We start from the raw sequence: 24,232 nt of genomic DNA on the forward strand, positions 1-24,232 counted from the left end.
TCTGTCGGAGACCGGGGGACATGGGGGGCATGCGGGGGCATGGTCGGACGCGCTGACAGCAGCGTTCGGCGAACGGCTGCCAAGGTCCGCCTCACCGACCCGTCCACCCTAACGGCCCTATAGATCACCTGTCGCGGTTGGGCCGAAACAGTTACTGGCAGGGGTCGGTCTTGGCGTCGACCACGCTGTCCTTGACGCTGTCGGGGATCTTGACCGGAGCCTTGACGCCTTCCCAGTCAGCACCGATGACCAGCTGGATCACCGGGCCCTTGGTGGCCGTCGCCGCTCCACGGGGCGCCGGGGTGGCCGAAGTCGCGATGTACGGCTCGGACGAGACCGGCTTGATCTTTCCTGCCTGGGCGGAGACCTTGTTGATCAGCTTCCCGACGATCGGCGCGGCGTAGTCGGCGCCGTCGGCGGCGTTCTTGGCGTAGAGCAGCTTGGTCTTCGGCTGCTCCACGCCGCCCGGGAGGAAACCGTTGCCGACCTGGGTGACCTTGAAGCCCTGCTCGGTGAGCGCGTCGGCGACCTCCTTGGCGCGGCCGGGTACGTTGGTGCCGTTGAGGACCTGGATCTTGACGTCGCCCGCCTTGATGGTCGGCTTGGGGGCGGTGCTGGTGCTGGTGGAGGGCTTCGGGGCCGCGGTGGGCTTGATCTCGATGTCTCTGCGGATCGAGTCGAACAGGTTGTTCGCGTCGGGCTGCCGCCACTGCACGCGGTTCTTGTCGTCGGGGTGGGGGCCGCCGGGGACCGTGGTGAACTTCACGCCGCTGGCGGTCAGCGCGCGGGCGCTCTGCGCGATCCGGAGGAGGGTGTCGGTGCTGCTGGCCAGCTCCGTGTCCATCGTGACCGAGGCGCCCGCGGCCTGGATGAGGTCGAGCAACTTGCCGGGATTGCTGATCAGGTCGCTGCTGGTGGCCTTCTTCACCACCTGGCTGAGGAAGACCTGCTGGCGCTTGATCCGCTGGGTGTCGCTGCCGTCGCCGTAGTTGCGCAGCCGTACGTAGCCGAGGGCGGCCTCGCCCTTCAGGTTGTGCCATCCGGCGGCGAGTTCGAGTTTGGCCTTCTTGTCGGCGACCGGCTGCTTGAGGCAGACCCGGATGCCGCCGAGCGCGTCGACGATGTTCTTGAACCCGGTGAAGTCGACCTCGACGTGGTGATCGATGCGGATCTTGGTGAGCGCTTCGAGCGTGTTGATCGTGCAGGCGATGCCACCCTGGTTGTAGGCGGCGTTGATCATTTCGATCTTCGGCGGGTAGAGCGCGCCGTTGTCGCCCGTGCACTGCGGGATCTGCACCACCGAGTCGCGCGGGAAGCTCACCAGCGTCGCGTTGTCGCGGTTGGGGGAGATGTGCATGAGGATCATCGTGTCGGTGCGCTTGCCCGCGTTGGCCATCTTCTGGCCGTATCTGAGGTTGTCGCCCTCGCGCGTGTCGGAGCCGACGATCAGGATGTTGAGCGCGCCGGTGTCGTTGACCGGGCGGTTCTTGCTGAGCTTCTTGCTGAGGTCTTCGGTGTTGATGCCGCTCAGGGCGACGCGGTAGAGCCCGTACCCGGTGAGCGTGACGGCGACCAGGATGCCGGTGAGCGCGATGCTGCCCCAGGCGAGCAGCTTCATCCGCTTCCCGCCGTCGCCGCCGCCCTTACGGCGCCGGCCGCGTGGCGGGTCGTCGTACGGTGGCTCGTCATCCGGTGGTGCGGGCGGCTCCGCGCGTGGCGCGTAACGCTGGTCCTCGTACAGGTCGGGTTCCTGGTCGGGCGGCGCGTGCATGGCCCGGCGAGAGGCGCGGCGGCCTGACTCGGCCGGAAGAGCCCGCTGGTCCTGGGCGGTGGGATGCCGGTGGTCGCTCACAGGGACTCCTTGTGCCGCCTCGTACGCCGAGCGCCGCCGCGCTCGCTCCGATGCCTGCCCGCTCGCTCGCTCAAGGGCCCCTTCCCTGGTCGTGCGAGGTTCGCAGCCGCGAACGCCTCGTGCCGTCTCAGTCGGTCATCGCGAAAAAGACTAGGTCACGCATCGAGTGCCGGGCACCGTGATCGGAGGAACTGGGCCCCGATCACCTGCGACCACATCGCGATGATCCGGAGGCACAGCATACTCAGGTACTGATATTTCAGGGAATGTTTGAGTTTGTCGATCTATCCGGTCTCAACCGATTTGCCGGATGCAGGCCCGTTCCGCCCGAGCGCCACCGCCGCCGCCAGCCCCGCGAGCGGTACGGCGGGCAGGACGTAGCGATAGTCGAACACGGCGACCGCCGGCGGCATCACGAGCAGCACCCACGCGGTCGCCCAGGGCAGCGTCCACAACGGCACCCCCGACCTCGGCTCCCGCCTGCGGACGATCAGCACAGCCGGCGGGACCAGCAGCACGGCCAGCAGCACCAGACCCGGCAAGCGCGCCACGCTCTGGTATCCCCGCAGCCAGCCGGCGAACGGCTCCACCACCCGCGTCGCGATCTCCCCCCGCTCGTAGCTGAGCGCGGACCGCATGCTCTCCCGCGCCGGATAGCGCCCAGGCGGAGCCGGCGTCACGGTGGGGAACTGGTAGTAGTCGTAGATTTCCTGGTCAGGGTAGACGGGACGGCCCAGGGTGAACGTCCGCGCGAACTCCGACACCACCGAGCCCGCGTAGTCGAGCGGCTGGCTGGTGATCGCCAGCGTCGCGAACCGCCCGGCCCGGGAGTCGTTGTCCTGGGAGAAGGTGATCCCCGGGAGCTTGACCAGCGGGGAGTCCGCCGCCCAGACGTACTCCTGGGAGGGCGGGCGCAGGGCGGGCGGCCGGGGGTCGCACAGCACCGCGAGGTCCGGCGGCGGCTTCATCACGGCGCAGTCGGCGAACGACATCGCCCGCGCGTAGAGGAACACGCCGTTCGCCCCCACGATGCCGACCCGCTGGTAGGTCGCGTAGAACCAGCCCCCGTACGCGATGATCGGGATCACCGCCGCCGCCAGCAACACCCCCGCCCGTACGGCCCGCGCCTTCGTCTCCTCGGGCGTCCGTACCGGCTTCGCCGTCGGTTCGCCCGGCTTCCCCGGTTCGCCCATCCGGACCGGCCTGATCAGCAGCCACGCCGCCAGGACGGCCAGCAACGGCAGCCCGACGGTCCTGGTCAGGGTGGCGGCGGCCACCAGGAGGCCGATCGCGCACGCCGTACGCCACCGCATCGTCCTCGCCAGGGCCAGGGACACCGCGCCCGTGACCATGAAGGTGAACAGCGTGTCCGAGACGAGCAGGTGCTCCAGCTCGATCTGGTACGCGTCGAGCAGGATCGCGGCCGACGCCGTCACCGCCGCCCACGAAGGCGCGCGCAGCCTGCGCGCGACCACATAGACCAGGACACCCGTCGCCAGGCCGATCAGGTGCTGGACGAAGGCGACGAAGGCGAACGAGTGGAAGGGCTCGAACAGCCGCAGGAACATCGAGTAACCGGCGGGCCGGACGAGGTCGGGGCGTGGCCGCAGGGCGGTGACGACGTAGGTGTAGGTGTCGGGGAACCACAACGCGGGCCGATAGCCCAGCATCGCGAGCACCCGCAACACCGCCCCGGCCGCGACCACCCCGGTGAACCACGGATGCCGACGCACCCACCTCCGAACCCGCTCCACGCCACCTCCCGCGCCGTCATACACAGTGAGATCCACCCTCAAACGCCCGCTGACCATCCTGCCTGGCGGGCACACCAGTCAGGTCACCGGCCGAGTCCGTCTCCGTCGTCGACGGTTTCGCGCGGCTTGTGGGTCAATCCTGGTCCCCTGGGACGGGGTATCGGTCCACGTCACCGGCCGAGTCCGGCTCCGTTGTCCACAAGGGCTTCCGCTCGCTCCCCGTTGTCCACAGGGCGGTCCGGGTCCTCCGCCGAACCCGTCCTGGTCGCTCACAGTGGGACCCATGTCCTCCGCTGAACCCACCCTCGTCGCTGCCACACCGGGATCCAGCTCTCCACTCGACCCCGTCCTCGTCGTCCACCCCGGATCCGGCCCACGCGACCTCCAGATCCCAACCCCGTTAGGCTCGCGCCCAGGTGATGAAAGGTACCGGTTTCGATCTCTCGCGGTGGCCGTCGGCCGGCAGGGTGCTGGCCGTCGGGTCCGCCGTGCCCGCGCTCGCGCTGGCCGGGTGGCTGCTCACCGCCCTGCCGCTGCTGCTCCTCGGCTGGTTCCACCCGGTTCCCGCGCTGGTCATCGGCCTGCCGATCATCGCCGCCCTGTGCTGGTACGGCCTGCGCCGGCTGCCCTCGCTGATCGAGGCGACCGGCCGGCACACGGCGGCGGTCGCCGGCATCGCGCTGGCCTCCGGGGTGTTCAACGGGGTGTTCCACGCCGAGCAACTGATCGTCCGCCGCGACCCGGCCACCTACGCGCAGTACGCCGCCTGGCTGGCGGAGCACGGCTCGTTGCCGATCCCCTTCCAGGAGGCGGCCTTCGGCGGGCCCGACCCGTCCCTCGTCTTCGACAGCGTCGGGTTCTACGAGTTCCAGGGCGCCGTCGTCCCGCAGTTCATGCCCGGTCCGCCGCTGATCCTGGCGGTCGGCCACTGGCTGGGCGGCGTCCCCGGCCTGCTCCTGACGCCGCCCGTCCTCGGGGCACTCGCCGTCCTCACCTTCAGCGGCGTCGCCGCCCGTCTGATCGGGCCCCGCTGGGCGCCCCTGGCCGCCCTGACCATGGCGGTCAGCCTGCCGATCCTCTACACCTCCCGCACCACCTTCAGCGAGATCCCCTCCCTGATCCTGATCTTCGGCGCCGTCTCCCTGCTCCTCGACGCCCGCGAACGCCTCCGCACCTCCGCCACCGGTGGCGGCCAAGGCGGTGGTGCGAGGGGCACTGCGGCGCTGGCCGGTCTCGTCTTCGGGCTGGCCACCCTGGTCCGCATCGACGGCCTGCGCGACGTGCTCCCCGTCCTGGCGTACGCGGGCCTGCTCATCGCCCTGCATCGCCTCGCCAGGGCGAGCGCGGTCGCTGGCGCACGGGACGGGGTTCTCGGGTTGCCGCTGCTCGCGGGGGTGACGGCGGGGATAGGCGTGGGTTTCGCGGCGGCGCAACTCGTCGCGTGGCCGTACCTCGACTACCTGCGCGGGTCGCTGGTGCCGCTGCTGCTGATCTGCGCGGCCGTGCTCCTGCTCACCGCCGTCGGCGCGATGCTGGCACCACGGCTCGCCCAGCGGCTCGCCCAGCGGCTCGACCCTCGGTCGACCCCACGGCCGGGCCGGGTCCGGCTGCCCGAGATGGCCGCCCTCGGGGTGGTGCTCGTCATGCTGGCCTTCGCCGTCCGGCCGTTCCTCCAGACCGTTCGCCGGACGCCGACGACCCCGGAAGACCGCCTCACCTCCACCTTCATCGCGACCATCCAACGGGCCAACGGCCTACCATTGGACGGCGAGCGCCTCTACTACGAAGACTCCCTCTCCTGGGTCATGTGGTACGTCGGCGTCCCCGTCGTGCTGCTCGCCACGCTGGCCGCGGCCGTCCTCGCCCGCAGGCTGGCCAAGGGCACGAGCCTGGTCTGGCTGCTTCCGCTGGCGATCGTCGGCTGGACCACGGTCACCACGCTGATCCTCCCCGCGATCACCCCGGACCACCCCTTCGCCGCGCGGCGGCTGGTCCCAGTGATCATCCCCGGAATGGTCCTGCTCGGCGTCTGGGGCCTGCGCTGGGTGCGCGACAAGGCCCGCCGCATGGGCTACGGCCTGCGGGTCCGCCGCATGGTCGTGGCGGTGGGCGGCCTGCTCGTCCTGGTGCCGCCGGCCGTGATCTCCATCGGTACCGCCTTCACCCCCGTGGGCCACGGCGAGGCGGCGGCGGTCTCCCGGCTGTGCGCCGCCATCCCGCCCGACGCTTCGGTCCTCGTCGTCGAGCGCGTCACCGGCGACCGCTTCACCCAGCTCGTCAGGGGCATGTGCGGCGTCCCTGCCGCCCAGGTCCGCCTCCTTCGCGAAGGCGACGATCTTCCACCATCTGCCGACGTCACCCGCCTCATCGATCGCACCCGCGCCGCCGGGCGCCGCCCCGTCCTCCTCGCCGCCGCCCGCTCCCAGCTCACCCCCTACGTGCGGGACCCCCGCCAGATCATGACTCTCCGCACCCGCCAGGACGAGCGCTCCCTGACCACCCCGCCCAACGCCACCTGGTCCCTCTCCATCGACGTCTGGCTCGGCATCCCGTAGCGGAAGGTCCCGACATCCAGCGCCTTGTGGGAGACGCTGTTGCCGGCTCCTCACCGAGTCGGCTCCCCGCGCCCTGGACGGCGTGCGGGGAGCCGGCAGGTTGGTCAGGTGGTGAACGATTTGCTCCCGCGACTCACCCAGGTGCCGCGCTCGCCCCAGTACGACCTGGCGGTCGCGCTGAGGGAAGTGTTCTCACTGTAAGTGTTGTTGAGGTATCTGCACGTGCCGCCCGGTTTGCCGTAATAGTTGTTGAGATCGGTGATGGTGTACTTTAGGCCGCTGCTGCTGGTCAGGGTCACCTCCACCGAGCGGGCGCCCTCGGAGTCGTACGCCCGCACGCAGAACTTGTTCGAGGCATCGTCGTAGGAGATGACGCCATCGCTGACGTTCCACGAGAACGTGCTGGCCATCGCCGGCTGCGCCATGGCAAGGCTCGACGCGACCAAGGCAGCGCCGACCACAGCGGTCTTGAGCAGATTTTTCATGGTTCCTTCCGTTTGGACGGTCCTGATACCGCCCGAAAGGGAGCCTGGGTCAAGACCGAATCCGACGAAAGATCTTCTGAGCACAGTTCGCCGGCTGGTCACTCACACGTAGATCGCTGGTCGCCGATTCGTCGAAAAACTAGCGGCTCTCTAGCGGCTCTCTAGCGGCTCTCTAGCTATAGCTAGGCGGCTTGGGCGTCGCCTCCGTCGGCGGCCGAGCGAAGCCCGCGCCCGGCCTTGGCCCGCTGCTCGGTGTGCGCCGGCGAGGTCGGTCCTGAAAAGGGTGAATCCTTTTGCGGTGTGGGGGCCTCTTATGGAGTGGACGGTTATGCCGGGGAGGAGACGCGGATGAGTGACGCCATGATGCCGACTGCGCGGCAGGTACTCTTCAGGACCTCGCGACGACAAGGGCATGGACGTGGCTGATCCCGGCTGGGCGAGCAAGCAGCTCATCGAGGCCGCACAGGCTGGTGATCGCGAGTCGATCACTGCGGTGGTGCACGGTGCCCATTCTCACGTGCGACGCTTCGCGGATCATCTTTGCGCGTCCCCACAGGATGCCGAGGACGCCGCGCAGGAAGCGCTGATCATCCTCTATCGGAAGATCGGCTCACTGCGCGCCACCGGGGCGCTGGCCTCGTGGATGTTCAGAATCGTGCGGAACGAATGCCTGCGCCGTGCCCGGCTGCTTTTCGACCACTATGACGAGGCCGATACCGGCCTGGCGACCTCGGCCGAGGACGAGGTCATCCGGCGTCTGGAAGCCGAGCTCGTCGCACAAGCGATCAGGGAGCTGCCGGACGTTCAGCGCAGAGTGCTGATCATGCGGGATGTATTGGGCTATCCGGGGCGGAGGGTCGCAGAGACGCTCGGCCTGAGCAACGCCGCGATGAAGTCCCAGCTACACCGGGCCCGTAGCAGGGTCCGGCTCAGCCTGGACGGCAAGACCGACGCCACCGGCGGCCCGCCCGACCCCGGAGCCACCAGCGCCTGACCTGAGCAGGCCGTATTCCACAGCCCGAGTTCGAAGGAGAGTTCCGCCATGCTTGAAACCGGATCGCCCGCGCCTGACGTAGTGCTGGAAGACACCGACGGCAAGACCGTCCGCCTGTCCGACTACCAAGGCCGTCATGCCGTGCTGATCTATTTCATGCGGGCGACGTCATGCCCGGTCTGCAACAGGCACGTCCAGGACCTCATCCGGCGCCGCGACGAGTTCGCGGCCGACGACGTCCAGGTGCTTGTCGCGGTTCCCGAGGACCGCCAAGCAGCGGCCGCGTGGAAGGCCAAGCGCCAGATCCCGTTTCCCGTCCTCATCGGCCGCCACGCCACCCCGCACGAAGTGATCGGCCTGAGCAGAAAGGTCTTCGGCTCGCTGCAGCAGTCGGGCAGCATCCTCATTGATTCCCAGGGCATCGTCCGCCACGCCCACGGCGCCGCCATGCCCACCAGCGGCTACCACAGGAAGGGAATCACCGCCGCCGTCCAGGCCCTCCGCACCGGTGGGTGATCTACTTTAGGGCGATCTTTCGAGGGGAACGGAGTTGGAACTCGACAGCAAACCACTCTACCGGCGGCTGATGTCCCACCCCAGGAGATGGCCGCGGTCGCCGCCAAGCTCACTGAGAGTCCGCCCGGGGGCGGGCGCCAGGTGTCGGGTGCGGCCCCTGGCGAGTCGCCGACGGTCAGCGGCTCATGGCGGTCTCCTGTTCAATGCGCGACAGCTTCTCGGGATTGCGCACGTGGTAGGCGCCGGTGACGTAGCCGTTCTCCACTCGCGCCGCCACCACGCCGTCGATCTCGCCGTTGACTCGGACGAGCAGCCCCGGGCCGCCATTGATCTGCACCAGCTCGACCGACCTTTCGGCGTCGCGCTTCCACCAGCCGACGGCCAGCAGGCGAGCAACGTTGTCAGCCCCCACAATGGGCCGCAGCAGGGCATGCTTGACACCGCCGCCGTCGCTCAGGGCGACGACGTCCGGCGCGAGGATGTCGAGCAGGCTCTGCAGCTCGCCGGTTTCGACCGCTCGTTGGAAAGCCTGGAGGGCGGCTCGGTGCTCGGCCGGGGAACCGGTGCCGCGTGGCCGGCGCGCGGCGACGTGCGCCCGTGCCCGGTGGGCGATCTGGCGTACCGCGGCCGGGTTCTTGCCGACGGCTTGGGCGATCTCGTCGTAGTCCAGATCGAACACCTCACGCAGCACGAACACCGCCCGCTCGGTCGGCCCGAGCGTCTCCAGCACCAGCAGCATCGCCATCGAGACGCTGTCGGCCAGTTCGACGTCCTCGGCCACATCCGGCGCGGTCAGCAACGGCTCGGGTAGCCACGGCCCGACGTAGGTCTCCTTGCGCCGGCCCAGTGTGCGCAGTCGTTTCAGCGCCTGCCTGGTGGCGATCCGGATCAGGTATGCGCGCTGGTCCAGCACCGTGCCGAGGTCGACGCCCGCCCACAGCAGCCAGGTCTCCTGCAGGACGTCCTCGGCGTCGGTGGCGGAGCCGAGGATCTCGTAGGCGAGAGTGAACAGCAGGTTGCGGTGGGCGACGAACGCCTCGGTGGCCGCGTCCATACGACTGCCACGAGCTGTGGCCGTCGGTTGCTCAGTTCGTTCGCTCATCGCTGGTTCCCGCCTGTTCGTTCGCGCCCCGTGCCCATACGATCCCGGCCCCCGCCGCTTTGTGACACCGACGTTCGGTGGTCTATGTCACAAAGGCCCAGCTGTCACAAGGAGCGGGCCGCCGGGATCTCTTGCTCGTTACGACGCAACGCCACGAGTAAGGAAGTCCCAGCATGGCCACACCCACGACGACCAACCTCAGGTCGCGCATGCCCAACCCCCTCCCGTTCGTCCCCGAGATGGCGGTAGTCGCCGAAGGCCTGCACAAGGTCATGAAGAACGGCTCGATTCCGCAGGTCACCATCCACCTGCTGCAGCTGCGCGCCGGGCAGATGCTCGGCAGCACGTACTTCACCATCAGGGAAACCGGCAGTCTCCGCCAGGCAGGGGAACCAGAGGAGCGCATCACCGCCGTGGCGACCTGGCGGGACGCCCCCTACTTCACCGACGCAGAACGGGTCGCTCTGGAGCTCGTGGAGGCCGTCCTCACCGCGAACCCGTCCGGGGAGCGAGTCCCCGACGAGCTGTACGCCAAGGCGTCCGCGCACTACGACGACAAGGCGCTCTGGACGCTCATCATGGCGATCGCCCACATCGGCTTCTTCACCCCCGCCGCTCTCATCGCCAAGCCGATCCCCGGCATGCCCCCCGGCCAGAACTACAGCGAGTAAGAAGGGCATGAAGCATGAGCATCACCAAGTTCGCGGTGGCAGGAGCGACCGGGCGGCTGGGACGCCACGTCGTCGACGTCCTCACCGAACGGGGGCACCAGGTCGTGCCGATGTCCCGAGCCACCGGCGTGGACATCATCACCGGTGAGGGCCTGGCCGAGGCGCTCACCGAGGTGGATGTCATCATCGACGTCGCCTCGTGGCACGCCTCCGAGCAGGAGGCGGCGACGGAGTTCTTCCGCACGTCGGCCCGCAACCTGCACGAGTACGGTCAGCAGGCCGAGGTCGCCCAGATCACCGTGGCGTCCATCATCGGCGTCGACAAGGCCACCGCCGGTTTCCTCGCCGCCAAGAAGGCGCATGAGGAACTCCTCCTGTCCGGCCCGCTCCCTGTCCGCATTCTGCGGGCCGCGCAGTTCCACGAGTTCGTCGGTCAGATTCTGGACTGGCAGCAGGGCGACGTCGCCTACATCCCGGCCCTGCCCACCCAGCTCGTAGCCTGCCGCACCGTGGCCGAGGAACTGGTCGACCTGGCCCTCGACCCCGGCGAGCCCACTCCAGGAACGCCGATCCCCGAGATCGCCGGACCCCGAAAGGAGACCTTGGCGGAGGCGGCCGCACTCCTGGCCGCCCGCCGAAGCATCAAGGTCGTCGGCGTTGACGGCTCGGGCATGCCCGATGCCGAGATCGCCGCCGAGGGCGGGTTCCTGCCCAGCCCGCACGCCAAGCTCGCCGGCCCGACCTTCCAGGAGTGGCTCGACACCCAACCCTGAGCCGGCCGTACGGCACGGCCTGACCTTGTTTTCGGAGCTCCACGGCACTGGGCTCCGAGAACAAGGCTTCCTCCGAACCTCGCTCGCCGGCGGCGTTCGGGGGCTCAGTTTGACGCCTGGACTCATCACCGCATTTTGGGAAAGGGGCTCACTTATGCCCGTCACCACTATCGACACAACGACCGCACTCGTCCTCATCGACCTGCAGAACGCCGTCGTCGGCCGCCCCGCAACCCCCCTCACCGGCACTGAGGTGGTGGCCCGTGCGGTCGAACTGGCTGACGCCTTTCGCGACCACGGCGCTCCGGTTGTCCTGGTTCGGGTCACGGCCCGCGCGGACAGATCGGATGCTGCTCCAGGACGCACCGAGATTCCGCGCCCGCCTGGCCCTCTGCCCGCGGGCTGGGACGTCATCGTCGATGACCTGGCCGGCCACCCCGGCGACATCAACGTGGCCAAGCGCACCTGGGGCGCCTTCTACGGCACCGATCTCGACCTGCAGCTGCGCCGCCGCGGCGTCACACAGGTCGTGCTGGCCGGGATCGCTACCAGCATCGGCGTGGAGTCCACCGCCCGCGCCGCCTACGAACACGGCTACAACGTCACGCTGGTGACGGACGCCATGGCCGACCTGGACGCGGAGGCGCATCGCAACAGCGTTGAACGGATCTTCCCACTCCTCGGCGAGAGCGCTACCACCGCCGAGATCATCGACCTGCTGGCCACGACCCGCGCCTGACGATCTCACACGATCACAGGATGAATGGACAGATGATGACGCAAACGCCGGAATTGCCGCTGCACATGCGGCGGAACGGGCTCGACCCGGTCGAGGAGCTGGCCCGGGCACGCGACGGCGAGGGTGTGGTCCGGGTCGAGACGCCGTTCGGCTCGCCCGCGTACCTGGTCTGCCGCCACGAGGACGTTCGCCAGGTACTGTCGGATCCGGCCCGGTTCAGCAGCGCCCTGACACCGTTCCCGGGATCTGGGCAGATGAACGCCGACGAGCAGGCCAAGATGCAGGCCGGGCAACTGATCGGGTTCGACCCGCCCGAGCACACGCGGTTGCGCCGGATGCTCACCCCGGAGTTCACGATGCGTCGGATGCGCCGGCTCGAGCCGCGGATCACCGAGATCGTCCAGACGGCCCTGGACGACCTGGAGCGGGCCGGTAAGCCGGCCGATCTGGTGGCGCACTTCGCGTTGCCGGTGCCGTCGCTGGTGATCTGTGAGTTGCTGGGTGTGCCGTATGCCGACCGCGCCGAGTTCCAAGAACGTTCCGTGCGCCTGCTGGACACCTCGGTGCCGATGGAGCAGCGCGTCGCGGCGCAGTGGGAGGACCGCGCCTACATGGCCGGCCTGGTGGCCCGCGCGCAGGCGGACCCGGGCGAGGACATGCTCGGCATGCTGGTGCGCGAGCATGGCGACGATCTCCGTGCCGATGAGCTGATCGGCATCGCCGCACTGCTGCTGCTGGCCGGGCATGAGACGACCTCGAACATGCTCGGCTTGGGCACCCTGGCCCTGCTGCGGCACCCGGACCAGCTCGCGCTGATCCGCGAGGATCCGGCGCTGATCGAGCCCGCCATCGAGGAGCTGTTGCGCTGGCTGTCCATCGTGCAGTCGCTGCCGCCCCGCACGACCACGACGGACGTGGAGATCGCCGGGCATGCCATCCCCGCGGGCTCGCTCGTGCTCCTTTCGCTTCCTGCCGCCAACCGCGACCCTGCCTTCATCGACGATCCCGACACCCTCGACATCACCCGGGGAGCCACCGGCCACGTCGCCTTCGGCCACGGGGTGCACCACTGCCTCGGGGCGCCGCTGGCGCGGATGGAGATGCGCATCGCCTTCCCGGCCCTGCTGCGGCGCTTCCCCGGCCTCGCCCTGGCCGACCCGGACGAGCAGTTGGACTTCCGGGTCTTCAGCCTCGTGTACGGCTTGCACGCGCTGCGGGTGACCTGGTGAGCGGACGGCCGCTGAGAGCTGACACCGCCCGAAACCAGGGCGTGTACGGAGTTGAGATCGCACCATCCCGGTCGCGTGTCTCGCCCCGGAGTTACCCATAGGTCGTACCTGCACGTGCGATCAAGGGGCCCGTCGGGAGCTCAGAGCGTCTCGGCGGGCTCCGCCACTTCCGCTCGCCATCTCGTGGTCATACATCTGCACCGTCAGGCGTTGGACGAGCGCCGCCGGATAATCGTCCCGGTTCCCGTGCTCGCCCAGGTCTGGCGGGGATCGGCGAGGCAGGCGTCGCTCGCACGGTTGCTGTTCGGTTGCGAGATCGCCGACATGACCGAGCACGTCGGCAGGGAGGCGGGAATCCTCTGTGGCAGGGCGGGAAAGCCGGACGTGGTGGACGCGGCGGTCGTCGTCACCGCGATCCACGCCTCCGCCGCCATCCTTACCTCCGACCCCCACGACCTGGCTGCTCTGGTCGTCGCCGCGGACTCGTCTCTTCGTCCGGCTCTCATCGCCGTCTGACCGATCAGTCGGACGCGTTCCGGAGCGTCTGGCAGGGGCGACTTGTGGTCGTGAACCCCCGATGTGCGTTCGGCTCTAGGCTGGGAAAGGTATCCTCGCCCGTCGAACCCCTATTCCCCCTGAGACTGGATCAGCTGTGGAAGCGAAGCCGTACGTCACTATCGTCCTGCCCTGTTACAACGAGCAGGATCACGTCATCGACGAGGTCGAGCGGATCTGCAAGGCGATGGACGACAGCGGTTACACCTATGAGCTGATGGCGGTCGACGACTGTTCGAGCGATCAGACGCTGGCGAGGCTGAAGGAGGCGGCGCCGCGTTTTCCGAACATGCGGATCCGGGCGTTCCATCGGAACGGCGGGTCGGGCACCGTGCGGAGGATCGGGTCGCAGGAGGCCACCGGCGAGATCGTCGTGTGGACCGATGCCGACATGTCCTACCCCAATGAGCGGATTCCCGATCTGGTGGCGGTGCTGGAGAAGGACGAGACGGTCGATCAGGTGGTGGGGGCGCGCACCAGCGAGGAGGGATCGCACAAGTTCCTGCGGGTGCCGGCCAAGTGGTTCATCCGCAAGATCGCCGAGCGGCTCGCGGGGCAGAAGATCCCCGACCTCAACTCGGGGCTGCGGGCCTTCCGCGCGACGGTGGCCAAGCCGTACCTCCGGCTGCTTCCGCCCGGTTTCTCCTGCACCACGACGATCACGCTGGCCTTCCTGTCGAACCAGCACGACGTCTACTTCCTGCCGATCGACTACAGCAAGCGGGCGGGCAAGTCGAAGTTCGGCTTCGTCTCCGACGCGTACCGCTACATCCTGCAGGTGCTGCGGATGGTCATGTACTTCAACCCGCTCAAGGTGCTGATGCCCCCGGCGCTGTGGCTGATCGGGATCGGCCTGGTCAAGGGCGTGGTCGACGTCTTCAACTACGGTTTCTACCTGACCAGCAACGCGATCGTGGTCTTCCTGTCGGGCATGCTGATCGGATCGCTGGCGCTGCTGTCCGACCTGATCGTCCGTTCCCGGGGCGAGTAGCCGATGCGGATCGCCATCGTCGGCCCGACGTACCCCTACAAGGGCGGCGGCGCGCAGCACACCACCGAGCTCGCGCACCGGCTCCGCGCGCTGGGCCACGACGTGGTGATCGAGTCGTGGCGGGCGCAGTACCCGTCGTTCCTCTACCCGGGGCAGCAGACGATCGACAGCCCCGAGGGCACGCCGTTCCCGAACACCCGCCGGGTGCTCGACTGGCGCCGCCCCGACGGCTGGGTGCGCTGCGGCCGGCGGCTGCGGAGCGCCGACCTGGTGGTCCTCACAGTGCTCAGCCCGGTGCAGGTCCCCGCCTACCTCGGCATCCTGTACGGCATCGGCCGCAAGGTCCCGGTGCTGGCCCTGTGTCACAACGTGTTGCCGCACGAGCGGAAGCCGTACGACACGCCGTTGATGAAGGCGCTGCTCCGGCGGGTCGACCGGGTGCTGGTGCACTCCGAGGAGCAGGCGGCGCTGGCCGGCGGGCTCGCGCCGGCGCCGGTGGCGGTGGCGGGGCTGCCGCCGCACCTTCCCGCGCGGCAGGCGGGGGAGGCCGGCACCGGGATCAGGAACCGGTTGTTGTTCTTCGGGATCGTCCGGCCGTACAAGGGGCTCGATCTGCTGCTGCGGGCGCTGCCCGACGGGGTGGCGCTGACGGTGGCGGGGGAGTTCTGGGGCGGGCTGGAGGAGACGCGGCGGCTGATCGGGGAGCTGGGGATCGGCGACCGGGTCGAGTTGCGGCCGGGGTACGTCGCCGCGGCGGACGTGCCGGGGTTGTTCGCGGCGGCCGACGCGCTGGTGCTGCCCTACCGGAGCGCCACGGCCAGCCAGAACGTCTGGCTGGGGCACGAGCACGGCGTGCCGGTGATCGCCACCCGGGTCGGCGCGCTCGCTGACAACGTGACCGACGGCGTCGACGGCCTGCTCGTTCCGCCGGGGTCGGCGGAGGCGCTGCGCGAGGCGATCGTCCGGTTCTACGAGCCGGGCGAGCCCGAGCGGTTGCGGTCGGGCGTCAAGGCGGTCGACGCCGACCCGTTCTGGGCGGCGTACATCGAGCGCCTGCTCGCCTGACGGGCCCACAGGAACCCGAGCCCCGCCCAGATCACGTCGGCGAGCGTGAACACCACCCGCGACACCACCGCGGCCACCAGCGCCTGCGGCGCGGCCAGCACGGGGGCGAGGGCCAGCACCATCGCGCCCTCGCGCACGCCGACCCCCGCGGGCACCACCACGGTGAGGATGCCGGTCGCCCAGGCGATCGCGTACGCCCCCACCGCGACGGTGTACGGCGCGCCCGGCGCGAGCAGCCACAGGTGGACGCCGTAGATCAGCCAGCCGGCCATCGTCCACGCCGCGGCGACGAGCACGGCGCGCCCGGGCAGCACCGTGTCGAGCGGTTCCCTGCGCGCGATCCGCAGGACCAGGTTGAGTCCCCAGGTCAGGACGCGCGGGTGCAGTCCGACGGCGATGAGGGGGATCAGCGCCAGGAGGTACCACGCCTGGCGGAGGAACTCCTGGGTGGCGAGCGTGGCGGCGGCCACGGCCAGCGCGCAGCCGAGGGAGACGACGATGGAGATGGAGACCGCGCTGAACATGCGGCGCGGCGGGCAGCCGTGGTCGCGGCCGAGCTCCATCATGGCGGCGTAGGACCAGACCGACCCCGGGATGTACTTGCCGAGCTGGCCGACGAACAGCACCTTCGCCGCCACCCCGGTCGGCAGCGGCGTGCCGAGTCCCGCCAGCAGGACGCGCCACGCCTTCAGCATGCAGAACAGCCCGGCGAGCACCACGACCTGGGCTCCCAGGACGGAGGTCCAGGACAGCCGGCCGAGCGCGGCGAGCGTCTGCTCGCCGTTCCTGGCCAGGCCGTACCCCACGAAGCCCAGGGCGACCAGCGCGAGCGCGACGCGCAACAGGCGGCTCGAACGCAGGCGGCTGAACATCCGCCCAGCGTACGCATGAAGGCTACTCGTCGGTAGGGCCGACTTCCGGGCACACCGTACGGCGTGCCGGCCGAGGTCGCGCGGGGGAGACGGTTGGGCGGACCACGTCGTACGGCGTGGCGCCGGGTCGCGGGAGGCGGTTGGGCGGGCCACGTTGTAGGGCGCGGCGCTGGGGTCGTTCGCGGGAGGCGGTTGGGCGGACCACGTCGTACGGCGTGGCGCCGAGGTCGCGCGGGGAGACGGTAGGGCGCGGATCACGTTGTAGGGCGTGGCGGCGGGTCGCGCGGGAGGCGGTTGGGCGGGCCACGTCGTAGGGCGTTGGCGGTTGTACGGCGTGGCGCTGGGGTCGTTCGCGGGAGGAGGGGCGAGCGGGCCTCCCTTCCCCCCTGCGCCGAGTACTGTTGGTCGGCGTGGGAAAGGAACGCGTAGCGCAGCTCGAATACTCCGAGTTCCAGGCCGCGATGCTGGACGAGGAGAAACGCCGCCGGAAGGCCGCGAAGATCATCGCTGTGCTCGGGCACTATCTGGGCACCGACGGCTCGCTCGCGGGTCTGACGGTCGCCGACATCGGGTGCTCGGCCGGGTTCATCGCCGACGAGCTGGCCGCGGCGGGGGCTCGGCACACGTTCGGGGTCGACATCGACGTTCCCGGGCTGCGCAAGGCGGCGACGCGGTTCGGTGAGCGGGTGGAGTTCGTCTGCGCCGACGGCACCGCGCTGCCCTTCCCCGACGGCTCGCTCGACGTGCTGGTCTTCAATCACATCTACGAGCATGTGGTCGACCCCGACGCGATCATGGCCGAGATGCACCGGGTGCTCGCCGACGACGGGGTCCTCTACCTGGGTCTGGGCAACCGGCTCGGGGTCATGGAGCCGCACTACAAGCTGCCCTTCCTCTCCTATCTGCCGCCCGCGCTCGCCGACCGCTATGTCCGGTTGTTCGGCCGGGCCGACAACTACTACGAGCGTTACCGCACCCGCCGTGGGCTGCGGCGGATGGTGCGCGGCTTCCAGGTCCACGACTACACGTTCCCGGTGCTGGCCACGCCCGCGCGCTTCGCGGGGGGCGAGCTGTTCCCTGGCGTGGCCGGGCGGATCGTGCAAAAGGTCCTGGCCGCCATCCCGCGCGGGGTGCTGCGCCTGCTGCTGCCCGTCGTGCCGACCTACCTGTGGGTGGCGACCAAGGGCGGGCGGGTCCCGGCGGGGCCCGTCCTGCCGCAGCCGCCCGATCCGGTCCGCCCGTTGTGAGCACCCGCACGCTCGTCAGGGTCGTCTTCCTGGTCGTCGCCCTCGGCTTCGGCACGTGGGCGGTGGCCCGCCAGTGGGACCAGGTGGCGGCCGGGTTCGCGCAGATCTCCTGGTGGTCGCTGGCCCTCTCGCTGGTCGCCGTCGTGGCGGCCCTGTGCTGCGGCATGCTCACCTGGCGCGCCCTGCTCGCCGACCTGGGCTCCCCCCTCCCGGTACGGCAGGCGGCCAAGGTCTTCTTCGTCGGCCAGCTCGGCAAGTACATCCCCGGTTCCCTGTGGCCGGTGGTCGCCCAGATGGAGATGGGCCGCGACCTCGGGATCCCGCGCCCGCGCAGCGCCACGGCGTTCTTCCTGACGCTGCCCGTCCAGCTCGGCAGTGGTCTGCTGGTCGCCGCCGGCACGCTGCTCGCCGCCGGTCCCGGGTCGATCGCGCCGTACGCGTGGGTGCTGCTGCTGGTGCCGGTGCTCGCCGTACTGCTCGAACCGCGGGTGATCAACGCGGTGATCGGGTTCGGTCTGCGCAGGCTGCGGCGGGAGCCGTTGGAGCGGGCCCTGACCAGGCGCGGGATGCTCGGCGCGCTGGGCTGGGCGCTGTGCGGCTGGGTGGCGTACGGCCTGCACCTGGCGGTGATCATGGTGTCGCTGGAGCCCGCGAGCGGCCGGCTGGTCGCCTTCTCCATCGGCGCCTTCGCCCTGTCGTGGTGCCTGGGCATCATGACGTTCGTGGTCCCGGCGGGCGCCGGGGTCCGGGAGGTGGCGATGGTGGCGGTGCTGGCGCCGATGCTCGGCCAGGGGCCGGCCATCGCGGCGGCGCTGGTGTCGCGGATCGTCATCGTGCTGGGTGACCTGATCTGTGCGGGAACCGCCGCACTCGCGGCTCGATCGGCGGTCGATCCCGAGGCGAGCGAAGCCGGGCGAAATGCCGTGTGATTTACCCCACGATTTCAAGGGGCCTGGCAATAGAGTTATCTGGAGAAGGGGACGGTCAGTCCCGCGTGACCTTGATGCGACCATGAGGGGAGCGATCCTTCTTGACGCCTAGAGTGCTCGTCGACGCGGCTGCCGTTCCGGCCGATCGTGGTGCGCTGATCAGGTATGTCGATGGACTCATCGCCGCTCTCGACCGGGCGGGCGCTGACCTGGCGGTGGCCTGCCAGCGCGCCGACGCGGAGCGCTACCAGCATCTCGCGCCTTCCGCCCGGATCCTGTCCGGTCCGCCCTCGATCACCAACCGGGCCGCGCGGCTCGCCTGGGAGCAGACCAGCGTGCCGGTCCTGGCGCAGCAGGTCGGCGCCAAGGTGATCCACGCTCCTTACTACTCCATCCCGCTGCGGTCCGGTCTGCCGACCGTGGTCACCGTGCACGACGTCACCTGGTTCACCGACCCCGACCAGCACGGCGCGGTGAAGGCCTCGTTCTTCCGCTCGGCCACCCGCACCGCCGTACGCCGCTCGGCCCGGGTGATCGTCCCGTCGAAGGCGACCCGCGAGGAACTCGTCCGGGTGCTCGCGGCCGACCCCACCCGGATCGACGTCGCCTACCACGGGGTCGACAAGGAGCTCTTCCACCAGCCCAGCGAGCCGGAGGTCAAGCGGGTGGCCGGCAGGCTGGGCCTGCACGGCCAGCCGTACGTCGCCTTTCTCGGCGCGCTCGAACCGCGTAAGAACGTGCCCAACCTCATCCGCGGGTTCGCCAGGGCGGTCGAGGGTCTCGACGACGCGCCGGCGCTGGTGCTCGCGGGCAGCTTCCACACCGCCGAGGTCGACGCGGTGATCAGGCAGGTGCCCGCCACGGTCAGGGTCGTCCACCCCGGTTACCTCTCCCCGGCCGACCTGCCCGGCTTCCTCGGCGGCGCGCTCGCGGTGGCCTTCTGCTCGCGGGGTGAGGGCTTCGGGCTGCCGGTCCTGGAGGCGATGGCCTGCGGCGCCCCGGTGCTGACCACCCATCGCACCTCGTTGCCCGAGGTCGGCGGCGACGCCGTCGCCTACACCGAACCCGACGCCGACAGCATCGGCAACGCGCTGCGGAACCTGCTCGCCTCACCCGAACGGCTCGAACAGTTGTCCTCCGCCGGCTTCAGCCGGGCGCAGGAATTCACCTGGGAGGCTTCGGCGGAAGCTCATCTGGTTTCTTATCAACGCGCGGTCGAATAGTGAGCTAGCCTCGCGGAGTGACGGAGATTTTCCCGCCTGACACAGGTGAACTCGAAGCTGTTCTCCTCGTCGGCGGCCAGGGAACACGCCTGCGTCCGTTGACGCTCGGCGTGCCCAAGCCGCTGCTTCCGACCGCTGGAGTCCCGTTCCTGGCTCATCAGCTCGCGCGGGCCCGCTCCTTCGGAGTGCGCAGGATCGTCTTCGCCACGTCCTACCGCGCGTCGATGTTCGGCGAGGCGTTCGGCGACGGTTCGGCGTTCGGCCTGTCGCTGACCTACATGACCGAGGAGACCCCGCTCGGCACCGGCGGCGCGATCCGCAACGCGGCCCAGGCGCTCACCTGCGGTCCCGACGCCCCCGTGCTCGTGCTCAACGGCGACATCCTGTCCGGGCACGACATCGGTGACCAGGTCAGGCGGCACGTCGAGCGGGAGGCCGCGGTGACGCTGCACCTCACCGAGGTCGACGACCCCACCCGGTTCGGCTGCGTGCCGACCGACGACTCGGGCCGTGTCACCGCCTTCCTGGAGAAGACGCCGAACCCGGTCACCAACCGGATCAACGCCGGCTGCTACGTCTTCACCCGCTCGGTCATCGACGCCATCCCGGCGGACGAGGTCGTCTCGGTCGAGCGGGAGACCTTCCCCGGCCTGATCGAGTCGGGCGCGCTCGTGCTCGGCTACGCCGACCGCTCCTACTGGCTCGACGTCGGCACCCCCGCCGCGTTCGTCCAGGGCTCCCGTGATCTGGTGCTCGGCCGCCTGGCCTCGTCGGCGCTGCCCGGTCCGACCGGCGAGCTGCTCACCCTGCCCGGAGCCCGCGTCTCGCCGGAGGCCAAGGTGTCCGGCGGTTCCGTGGTCGGCGCCCGCGCGGTCGTCGAGTCGGGGGCGAACGTCTGCGGCACCGTCCTCGGCGACGACTCCGTGGTCTGCTCCGGGGCGACCGTGACCGACTCGGTGGTGGGCGCGGGCGCCAGGATCGCCTCGGGCGTGGTGGTCCGCGACTCCGTGATCGGCGACGGCGCCGAGGTCGGCTCGGGCAACGAACTGCTCGCGGGCACCCGCCTGTGGCCCGGCATCGTCCTCCCGCCGGACGCCATCCGCTTCTCCGCGGGCGCCTAGCCGCCGACGGCTCGGGCACGGCCGTCGATCGGGGTGATCGGTGCCGCCGGCCGCGCGCTCGGCACGCTGGTTCTCCTGATCTTCATTGTCCGTGTCGCGCGAACGGTGCCGCCGAGGCGGTCCGGGCGCCCTCGACCTGAGGGATCACCTGTCACCGTGCCGGCAGGTCGATCACGCCGGTGGCGGCCAGGAGCAGCAGAACCGCGAGAAGTCCCAGGGTGACCCAGGTGACGGGGTGCCCGAGGTTCATCGTCCAGGCGACGCCCAGCCGCTGGTGGACGAAGATCACCGGGTCATCCCGGTTGAGATAGATCAGGCCTGCCAGATGCCAGTACCTGTCGTCGTCCCGCTGCACGTACCGCGCGGGTTCCGCTCCCTCCGCGGCGGGCAGTCGGTGACCGGCGTGGCCGACGCGCATCTCGAAGCCCAGCCAGGCGGCGAGCGCGAGGACCCACGGGAGGTGCGGGACGACGGCGGGCAGGGGCAGGAGGTCCCAGACTCCCAGGACGACGAGGAGCATGCTCAGGTTCAGGCAGGCGGTGGTGAAGAAGGAGAGCCGTGCCACGCCGCCCAGGTAGACCCGGAACCGGCGGGCGGAGCCCGCGGGGTCCGCGGCGTCCAGGTCGGGACGGGCGCGCAGCAGGGAGACGACGACGAGGGGCATGATCAGCGTGATCGCGAGCTGGGCGATGACGGGGGCGAAGGCGTTCCCGAGGGTGGTCGGCTCCCGCTGGGCCGTGTCGATGCCGAACCCGTCGATCGTGGCCAGGGTCGCGGGCAGCCTGCCGTACTGCCAGGCGCCGGTGGCGGCGGTGCCGAGCAGGAGCAGGACGGCGGGCGCCAGCCAGGGCCACGGGACCCGGATCGGGTCGGTGCGCAGCGTGGTGTCGGCGGTGGTCGCCTGTCGCTCCCCTGCGTACCAGCGTCCTTCGTGCTTGGCGGCGCGGATCGAACGGTAGGCGGTGTAGTAGAGCAGGGCGTCGGCGAGTGTCAGCGCGGTCGGCACGACCGTCGTGGTCAGGACCGCCGTGACCGGCACCGCGAGGGCGCCGAGCAGCGCCACCCTGCGCCGGTACGCCGCCCGGTGCCCGGTGACGGCCGGATCGTCCACCCGGCCGGGCGGCACCCGCACCCCGAACGGCAGCTCGGGCCTGGTCAGCCTGGGCACCATCCACGCCACCGCCGTGACCAGGACGACGTGGACGATCTGCATGATCATGTCGGCAGCTCCTCACTGCTCGCGAACGTCTCCAGCACGGCACTGCTCCTGCCGAGCACCTCGTCCGGCCGGATGCCCTGCACGACGGCCTCGGCGAGGAGGGTGCGCAACCGCTCCTCCCATTCCTGGGCGATCCCCGGCTCCGGCGGCCCCGACCGCCTGTCGCGCCGCACCACCGCGCCGCTCTTCCGGTTGATCCGGATGATGCCCTGCTGCCTGAGCAGGTCATACGCCTTGTTCACGGTGTGGAAGTTGATCGCCAGGTCGGCGCCGAGCTGCCGGGTGGACGGCAGCGCGGATCCGGCCTCAAGGTCGCCGCTCGCGATCGCCTCGACCACCCGGTCGCGGATCTGCTGGTAAATCGGCACCTCGCTGTCGAGGTCGATCGTCAGTAGCACGCCGGAAGTCTATCTGATATAGATGTCGTATAACAGATAGCCAAGGAGGTGCGAGATGGCAGCGGTGATCATCGACCGGGGAATGCTCGTGGTCAGGTTCGAGGGATGGGAGCGGTTGTTCGCCAGGCGGGGCGACGTGCAGGTGCCGATGCGGGCCGTACGGGAGGCTGACCTGGTCGAACGGCCGTTGAGGGCGGTCCGGGGCGCCCGGTCGGGGATCTCCGTGTCCGGTGTTCTCAAGGTCGGGGTCTGGGGCCTGGGGGTGGGAATCAGGCAACTCGTCTCGGCGCGGCACGATGTGCCCGGCCTGCGGGTCGAGGTGGATCGGGCCGTCTCGGGGCTGCCGTTCGACGAGCTGATCATCAGCACTCCGGACGCCGCCGCGCTGGTGCGGACCCTCAAGGGGGTGCGGGCATGACTCTCGTCGAGGTGCGCGGGCTGACGAAGCGGTTCGGGGCGGTGGAGGCCGTGACCGATCTCAGCTTCCGGGTGGAGCCGGGCATGGTCACCGGCTTCCTCGGGCCGAACGGCGCGGGCAAGACCACCACCATGCGGGCCATCCTCGGCCTGGTGACGCCCACCTCGGGCACCGCCACGATCGGCGGCGTGCCGTACGCCCGGCTGGCGCGTCCGGCGCGCACCGTGGGGGCGGTCCTCGACACCTCCGGGTTTCATCCCGGCCGCAGCGCGCGCGACCATTTGCGGATATATGGCGACATGATCGGCGTTTCGGCTGGTCGGGTGGACGAGGTCATGCGGCAACTGGAGATCGTCGAGTTCGCCCGCCGTCCGACTCGGGGGTTCTCGACCGGGATGCGGCAGCGGCTCAACCTCGCCACGGCCCTGCTCGGCGACCCCGGCGTGCTGCTGCTCGACGAGCCCGGCAACGGCCTCGACCCCGAAGGCATCGCCTGGCTGCGCCGCTTCCTGCGCGGGCTCGCCGCCCAGGGACGCACGATCCTGGTCTCCAGCCACGTGCTGAGCGAGGTCGAGCAGTTGGTCGACCGGGCCGTGGTCATCAGACGCGGCCGCCTGTCGGCCACCGGAACCCTCGCCGAACTCACCCCCGAGGGCTCGACCCTCGAAGCGGCATTTCTGCGCCTGACCTCGAACGCGACGCCCGGACCAGAAGGAGCCCCGCGATGATCGCACTCGTCCGAGCCGAGTTCCGCAGGTTGCTCAGCACCGCGGCCTGGAAGTGGGCCCTGCTGGGCGCCGCCGGTGTGGGCGGCGGGCTCGTCGGGCTGATCGCCCTGATCGGCCCGGAGAACTCCGACCCGCCGCTGCCCGGTCTGGAGACCGCCGAGGGCGCCGGAATGGTGCTCGGCCTGGTCAGCCTGACGGTGATCATTCCGGCGTTGTTCGGCGCGACGGCGGTGACCTCGGAGTACCGGCACGGCACGATCACGCCGACCTTCCTCTTCGCCCCGCGCCGCGGCGGCGTCCTGACCGCCAAACTCCTCGTCTACGCCGTCGCCGGGCTGGTGTACGGCCTGGTCACCGCGTTGTCCGCCGGAGTCGCCCTGCAGGCCGGGGCCATCGCCAACGGGGTCCAGCTCGGCGTGTCCACGGGCACCCTGGCCGCGCTCCTGCTGCGGGTGGCCGTCACGATGGCCGTCTACACCGTGCTCGGCGTCGGGGTCGGCGCCCTCCTCCGCAACCAGGTGGCCGCCCTCGCGGTGATCGGCTTCTACCTCTACATGGGCGAGAGCCTGCTGCTCTTCATCCCCGGCGTCAACACGATCTACCCCTTCCTCCCCGGCGGCGCCACCTCCGCCCTCACCGATTTCACCCTCCTCGCCGACGCCGCCGACCAGGCCGTGGGCATCGGCGCCGGCCTGCTGTCCCCTCCCGCGGGCGCACTCGTCCTCCTCGCCTACACCCTCGTCGCCGCGGCCCTCGCCATCGCCCTCCCCCTCCGCCGCGACGTCACCTGACGGGG

The 24,232-nt window shown here is 70.2% G+C and carries 24 protein-coding genes; 17 read left to right on the plus strand and 7 right to left on the minus strand.

What is annotated here, in order from left to right; all coding sequences use genetic code 11:
- Positions 1-151 precede the first annotated feature (151 nt).
- Both MBA17_RS34445 and MBA17_RS34450 read right to left on the minus strand, forming a co-directional pair.
- Positions 152-1,852, minus strand: a complete 1,701-nt coding sequence (locus MBA17_RS34445; RefSeq protein WP_238501557.1) for an LCP family protein — start codon at positions 1,850-1,852, stop codon at positions 152-154.
- Between the two features lie 284 nt (positions 1,853-2,136).
- Entirely contained in the window at positions 2,137-3,585 is a 1,449-nt protein-coding gene (locus tag MBA17_RS34450; protein WP_238501559.1) for a hypothetical protein, read from the minus strand.
- A 440-nt stretch (positions 3,586-4,025) separates the two neighbouring features.
- Here MBA17_RS34450 and MBA17_RS34455 point away from each other — a divergent pair, with 440 nt between their 5' ends.
- Positions 4,026-6,161, plus strand: coding sequence for a hypothetical protein (locus MBA17_RS34455; RefSeq protein WP_238501560.1), 2,136 nt, complete (start codon positions 4,026-4,028; stop codon positions 6,159-6,161).
- Between the two features lie 104 nt (positions 6,162-6,265).
- Here MBA17_RS34455 and MBA17_RS34460 read toward each other — a convergent pair whose 3' ends face one another.
- The gene (locus MBA17_RS34460; RefSeq protein WP_238501561.1) at positions 6,266-6,646 is read right to left on the minus strand and encodes a hypothetical protein; all 381 of its coding nucleotides are present in this window, start codon (positions 6,644-6,646) and stop codon (positions 6,266-6,268) included.
- A gap of 412 nt (positions 6,647-7,058) precedes the next feature.
- On the opposite strand from MBA17_RS34460, the gene MBA17_RS34465 reads away from it, so the two are divergent.
- Complete coding sequence (locus MBA17_RS34465) at positions 7,059-7,640, plus strand: RNA polymerase sigma factor (protein ID WP_238501562.1); 582 nt, start codon at positions 7,059-7,061, stop codon at positions 7,638-7,640.
- 48 nt (positions 7,641-7,688) lie between these two features.
- Positions 7,689-8,156, plus strand: coding sequence for a peroxiredoxin family protein (locus tag MBA17_RS34470; protein WP_238501563.1), 468 nt, complete (start codon positions 7,689-7,691; stop codon positions 8,154-8,156).
- Positions 8,157-8,331: 175 nt separating this feature from the next.
- On the opposite strand, the gene MBA17_RS34475 is transcribed toward MBA17_RS34470, so the two are convergent.
- Positions 8,332-9,258: an RNA polymerase sigma-70 factor gene (locus tag MBA17_RS34475; protein WP_238501564.1), complete on the minus strand. Its 927-nt coding sequence runs from the start codon at positions 9,256-9,258 to the stop codon at positions 8,332-8,334.
- Between the two features lie 173 nt (positions 9,259-9,431).
- Here MBA17_RS34475 and MBA17_RS34480 point away from each other — a divergent pair, with 173 nt between their 5' ends.
- The 7 genes from MBA17_RS34480 (at position 9,432) to MBA17_RS34510 (ending at position 15,281) form a co-directional block, all read left to right on the plus strand.
- Positions 9,432-9,929, plus strand: coding sequence for a carboxymuconolactone decarboxylase family protein (locus MBA17_RS34480; protein WP_238501565.1), 498 nt, complete (start codon positions 9,432-9,434; stop codon positions 9,927-9,929).
- Positions 9,930-9,943: 14 nt separating this feature from the next.
- The gene (locus MBA17_RS34485; RefSeq protein ID WP_238501566.1) at positions 9,944-10,702 is read left to right on the plus strand and encodes an SDR family oxidoreductase; all 759 of its coding nucleotides are present in this window, start codon (positions 9,944-9,946) and stop codon (positions 10,700-10,702) included.
- A gap of 154 nt (positions 10,703-10,856) precedes the next feature.
- Positions 10,857-11,441 (plus strand): isochorismatase family protein, encoded by a 585-nt coding sequence (locus MBA17_RS34490; protein WP_238501567.1) that lies wholly within the window; start codon positions 10,857-10,859, stop codon positions 11,439-11,441.
- Positions 11,442-11,461: 20 nt separating this feature from the next.
- The gene (locus MBA17_RS34495; RefSeq protein ID WP_238501568.1) at positions 11,462-12,670 is read left to right on the plus strand and encodes a cytochrome P450; all 1,209 of its coding nucleotides are present in this window, start codon (positions 11,462-11,464) and stop codon (positions 12,668-12,670) included.
- Positions 12,671-12,880: 210 nt separating this feature from the next.
- Positions 12,881-13,186 carry a hypothetical protein gene (locus MBA17_RS34500; RefSeq protein ID WP_238501569.1) on the plus strand — a complete coding sequence of 102 codons (306 nt, stop codon included), beginning with the start codon at positions 12,881-12,883 and terminating at the stop codon, positions 13,184-13,186.
- 136 nt (positions 13,187-13,322) lie between these two features.
- Positions 13,323-14,216, plus strand: coding sequence for a glycosyltransferase family 2 protein (locus tag MBA17_RS34505; RefSeq protein ID WP_238501571.1), 894 nt, complete (start codon positions 13,323-13,325; stop codon positions 14,214-14,216).
- A 3-nt stretch (positions 14,217-14,219) separates the two neighbouring features.
- Positions 14,220-15,281: a glycosyltransferase family 4 protein gene (locus MBA17_RS34510; protein ID WP_238501573.1), complete on the plus strand. Its 1,062-nt coding sequence runs from the start codon at positions 14,220-14,222 to the stop codon at positions 15,279-15,281.
- Here MBA17_RS34510 and MBA17_RS34515 read toward each other — a convergent pair.
- Positions 15,185-16,153, minus strand: a complete 969-nt coding sequence (locus MBA17_RS34515; protein WP_238501575.1) for a lysylphosphatidylglycerol synthase transmembrane domain-containing protein — start codon at positions 16,151-16,153, stop codon at positions 15,185-15,187. The two genes, MBA17_RS34510 and MBA17_RS34515, sit on opposite strands and share 97 nt — an antisense overlap.
- A 410-nt stretch (positions 16,154-16,563) precedes the next feature.
- Between MBA17_RS34515 and MBA17_RS34520 the strand changes: the two genes are divergently transcribed.
- The 4 genes from MBA17_RS34520 (at position 16,564) to manB (ending at position 20,673) form a co-directional block, all read left to right on the plus strand.
- Positions 16,564-17,400 (plus strand): class I SAM-dependent methyltransferase, encoded by an 837-nt coding sequence (locus tag MBA17_RS34520; RefSeq protein WP_238501576.1) that lies wholly within the window; start codon positions 16,564-16,566, stop codon positions 17,398-17,400.
- Positions 17,397-18,329, plus strand: coding sequence for a lysylphosphatidylglycerol synthase domain-containing protein (locus tag MBA17_RS34525; protein ID WP_238501577.1), 933 nt, complete (start codon positions 17,397-17,399; stop codon positions 18,327-18,329). Before MBA17_RS34520 ends, MBA17_RS34525 begins: the two co-directional genes overlap by 4 nt.
- Before the next feature lie 101 nt (positions 18,330-18,430).
- A complete protein-coding gene (locus MBA17_RS34530) occupies positions 18,431-19,552 on the plus strand; it encodes a glycosyltransferase family 4 protein (protein WP_238501578.1) in 1,122 nt (373 codons plus the stop codon).
- Between the two features lie 17 nt (positions 19,553-19,569).
- Complete coding sequence (gene manB / locus MBA17_RS34535) at positions 19,570-20,673, plus strand: mannose-1-phosphate guanylyltransferase (protein ID WP_238501579.1); 1,104 nt, start codon at positions 19,570-19,572, stop codon at positions 20,671-20,673.
- Positions 20,674-20,824: 151 nt separating this feature from the next.
- Here manB and MBA17_RS34540 read toward each other — a convergent pair whose 3' ends face one another.
- Complete coding sequence (locus tag MBA17_RS34540; RefSeq protein WP_238501580.1) at positions 20,825-21,892, minus strand: DUF1648 domain-containing protein; 1,068 nt, start codon at positions 21,890-21,892, stop codon at positions 20,825-20,827.
- Positions 21,889-22,290 (minus strand): GntR family transcriptional regulator, encoded by a 402-nt coding sequence (locus tag MBA17_RS34545; RefSeq protein WP_238501581.1) that lies wholly within the window; start codon positions 22,288-22,290, stop codon positions 21,889-21,891. The genes MBA17_RS34540 and MBA17_RS34545 overlap by 4 nt, the downstream gene beginning before the upstream one ends.
- A gap of 55 nt (positions 22,291-22,345) precedes the next feature.
- On the opposite strand from MBA17_RS34545, the gene MBA17_RS34550 reads away from it, so the two are divergent.
- Genes MBA17_RS34550 through MBA17_RS34560 form a run of 3 tightly spaced genes read left to right on the plus strand, consistent with a single transcriptional unit; the run spans position 22,346 to position 24,227 of the window.
- On the plus strand, positions 22,346-22,708 hold the full coding sequence (locus MBA17_RS34550) for a hypothetical protein (protein ID WP_238501582.1): 363 nt from the start codon (positions 22,346-22,348) through the stop codon (positions 22,706-22,708).
- Complete coding sequence (locus MBA17_RS34555; protein WP_238501583.1) at positions 22,705-23,436, plus strand: ABC transporter ATP-binding protein; 732 nt, start codon at positions 22,705-22,707, stop codon at positions 23,434-23,436. Before MBA17_RS34550 ends, MBA17_RS34555 begins: the two co-directional genes overlap by 4 nt.
- Entirely contained in the window at positions 23,433-24,227 is a 795-nt protein-coding gene (locus tag MBA17_RS34560; protein WP_238501584.1) for an ABC transporter permease, read from the plus strand. Before MBA17_RS34555 ends, MBA17_RS34560 begins: the two co-directional genes overlap by 4 nt.
- Positions 24,228-24,232 lie beyond the last annotated feature (5 nt).

It is taken from the genome of Dolomitihabitans soli, from assembly GCF_022213955.1.
GTDB classification, from domain to species: domain Bacteria; phylum Actinomycetota; class Actinomycetes; order Streptosporangiales; family Streptosporangiaceae; genus Streptosporangium_A; species Streptosporangium_A soli.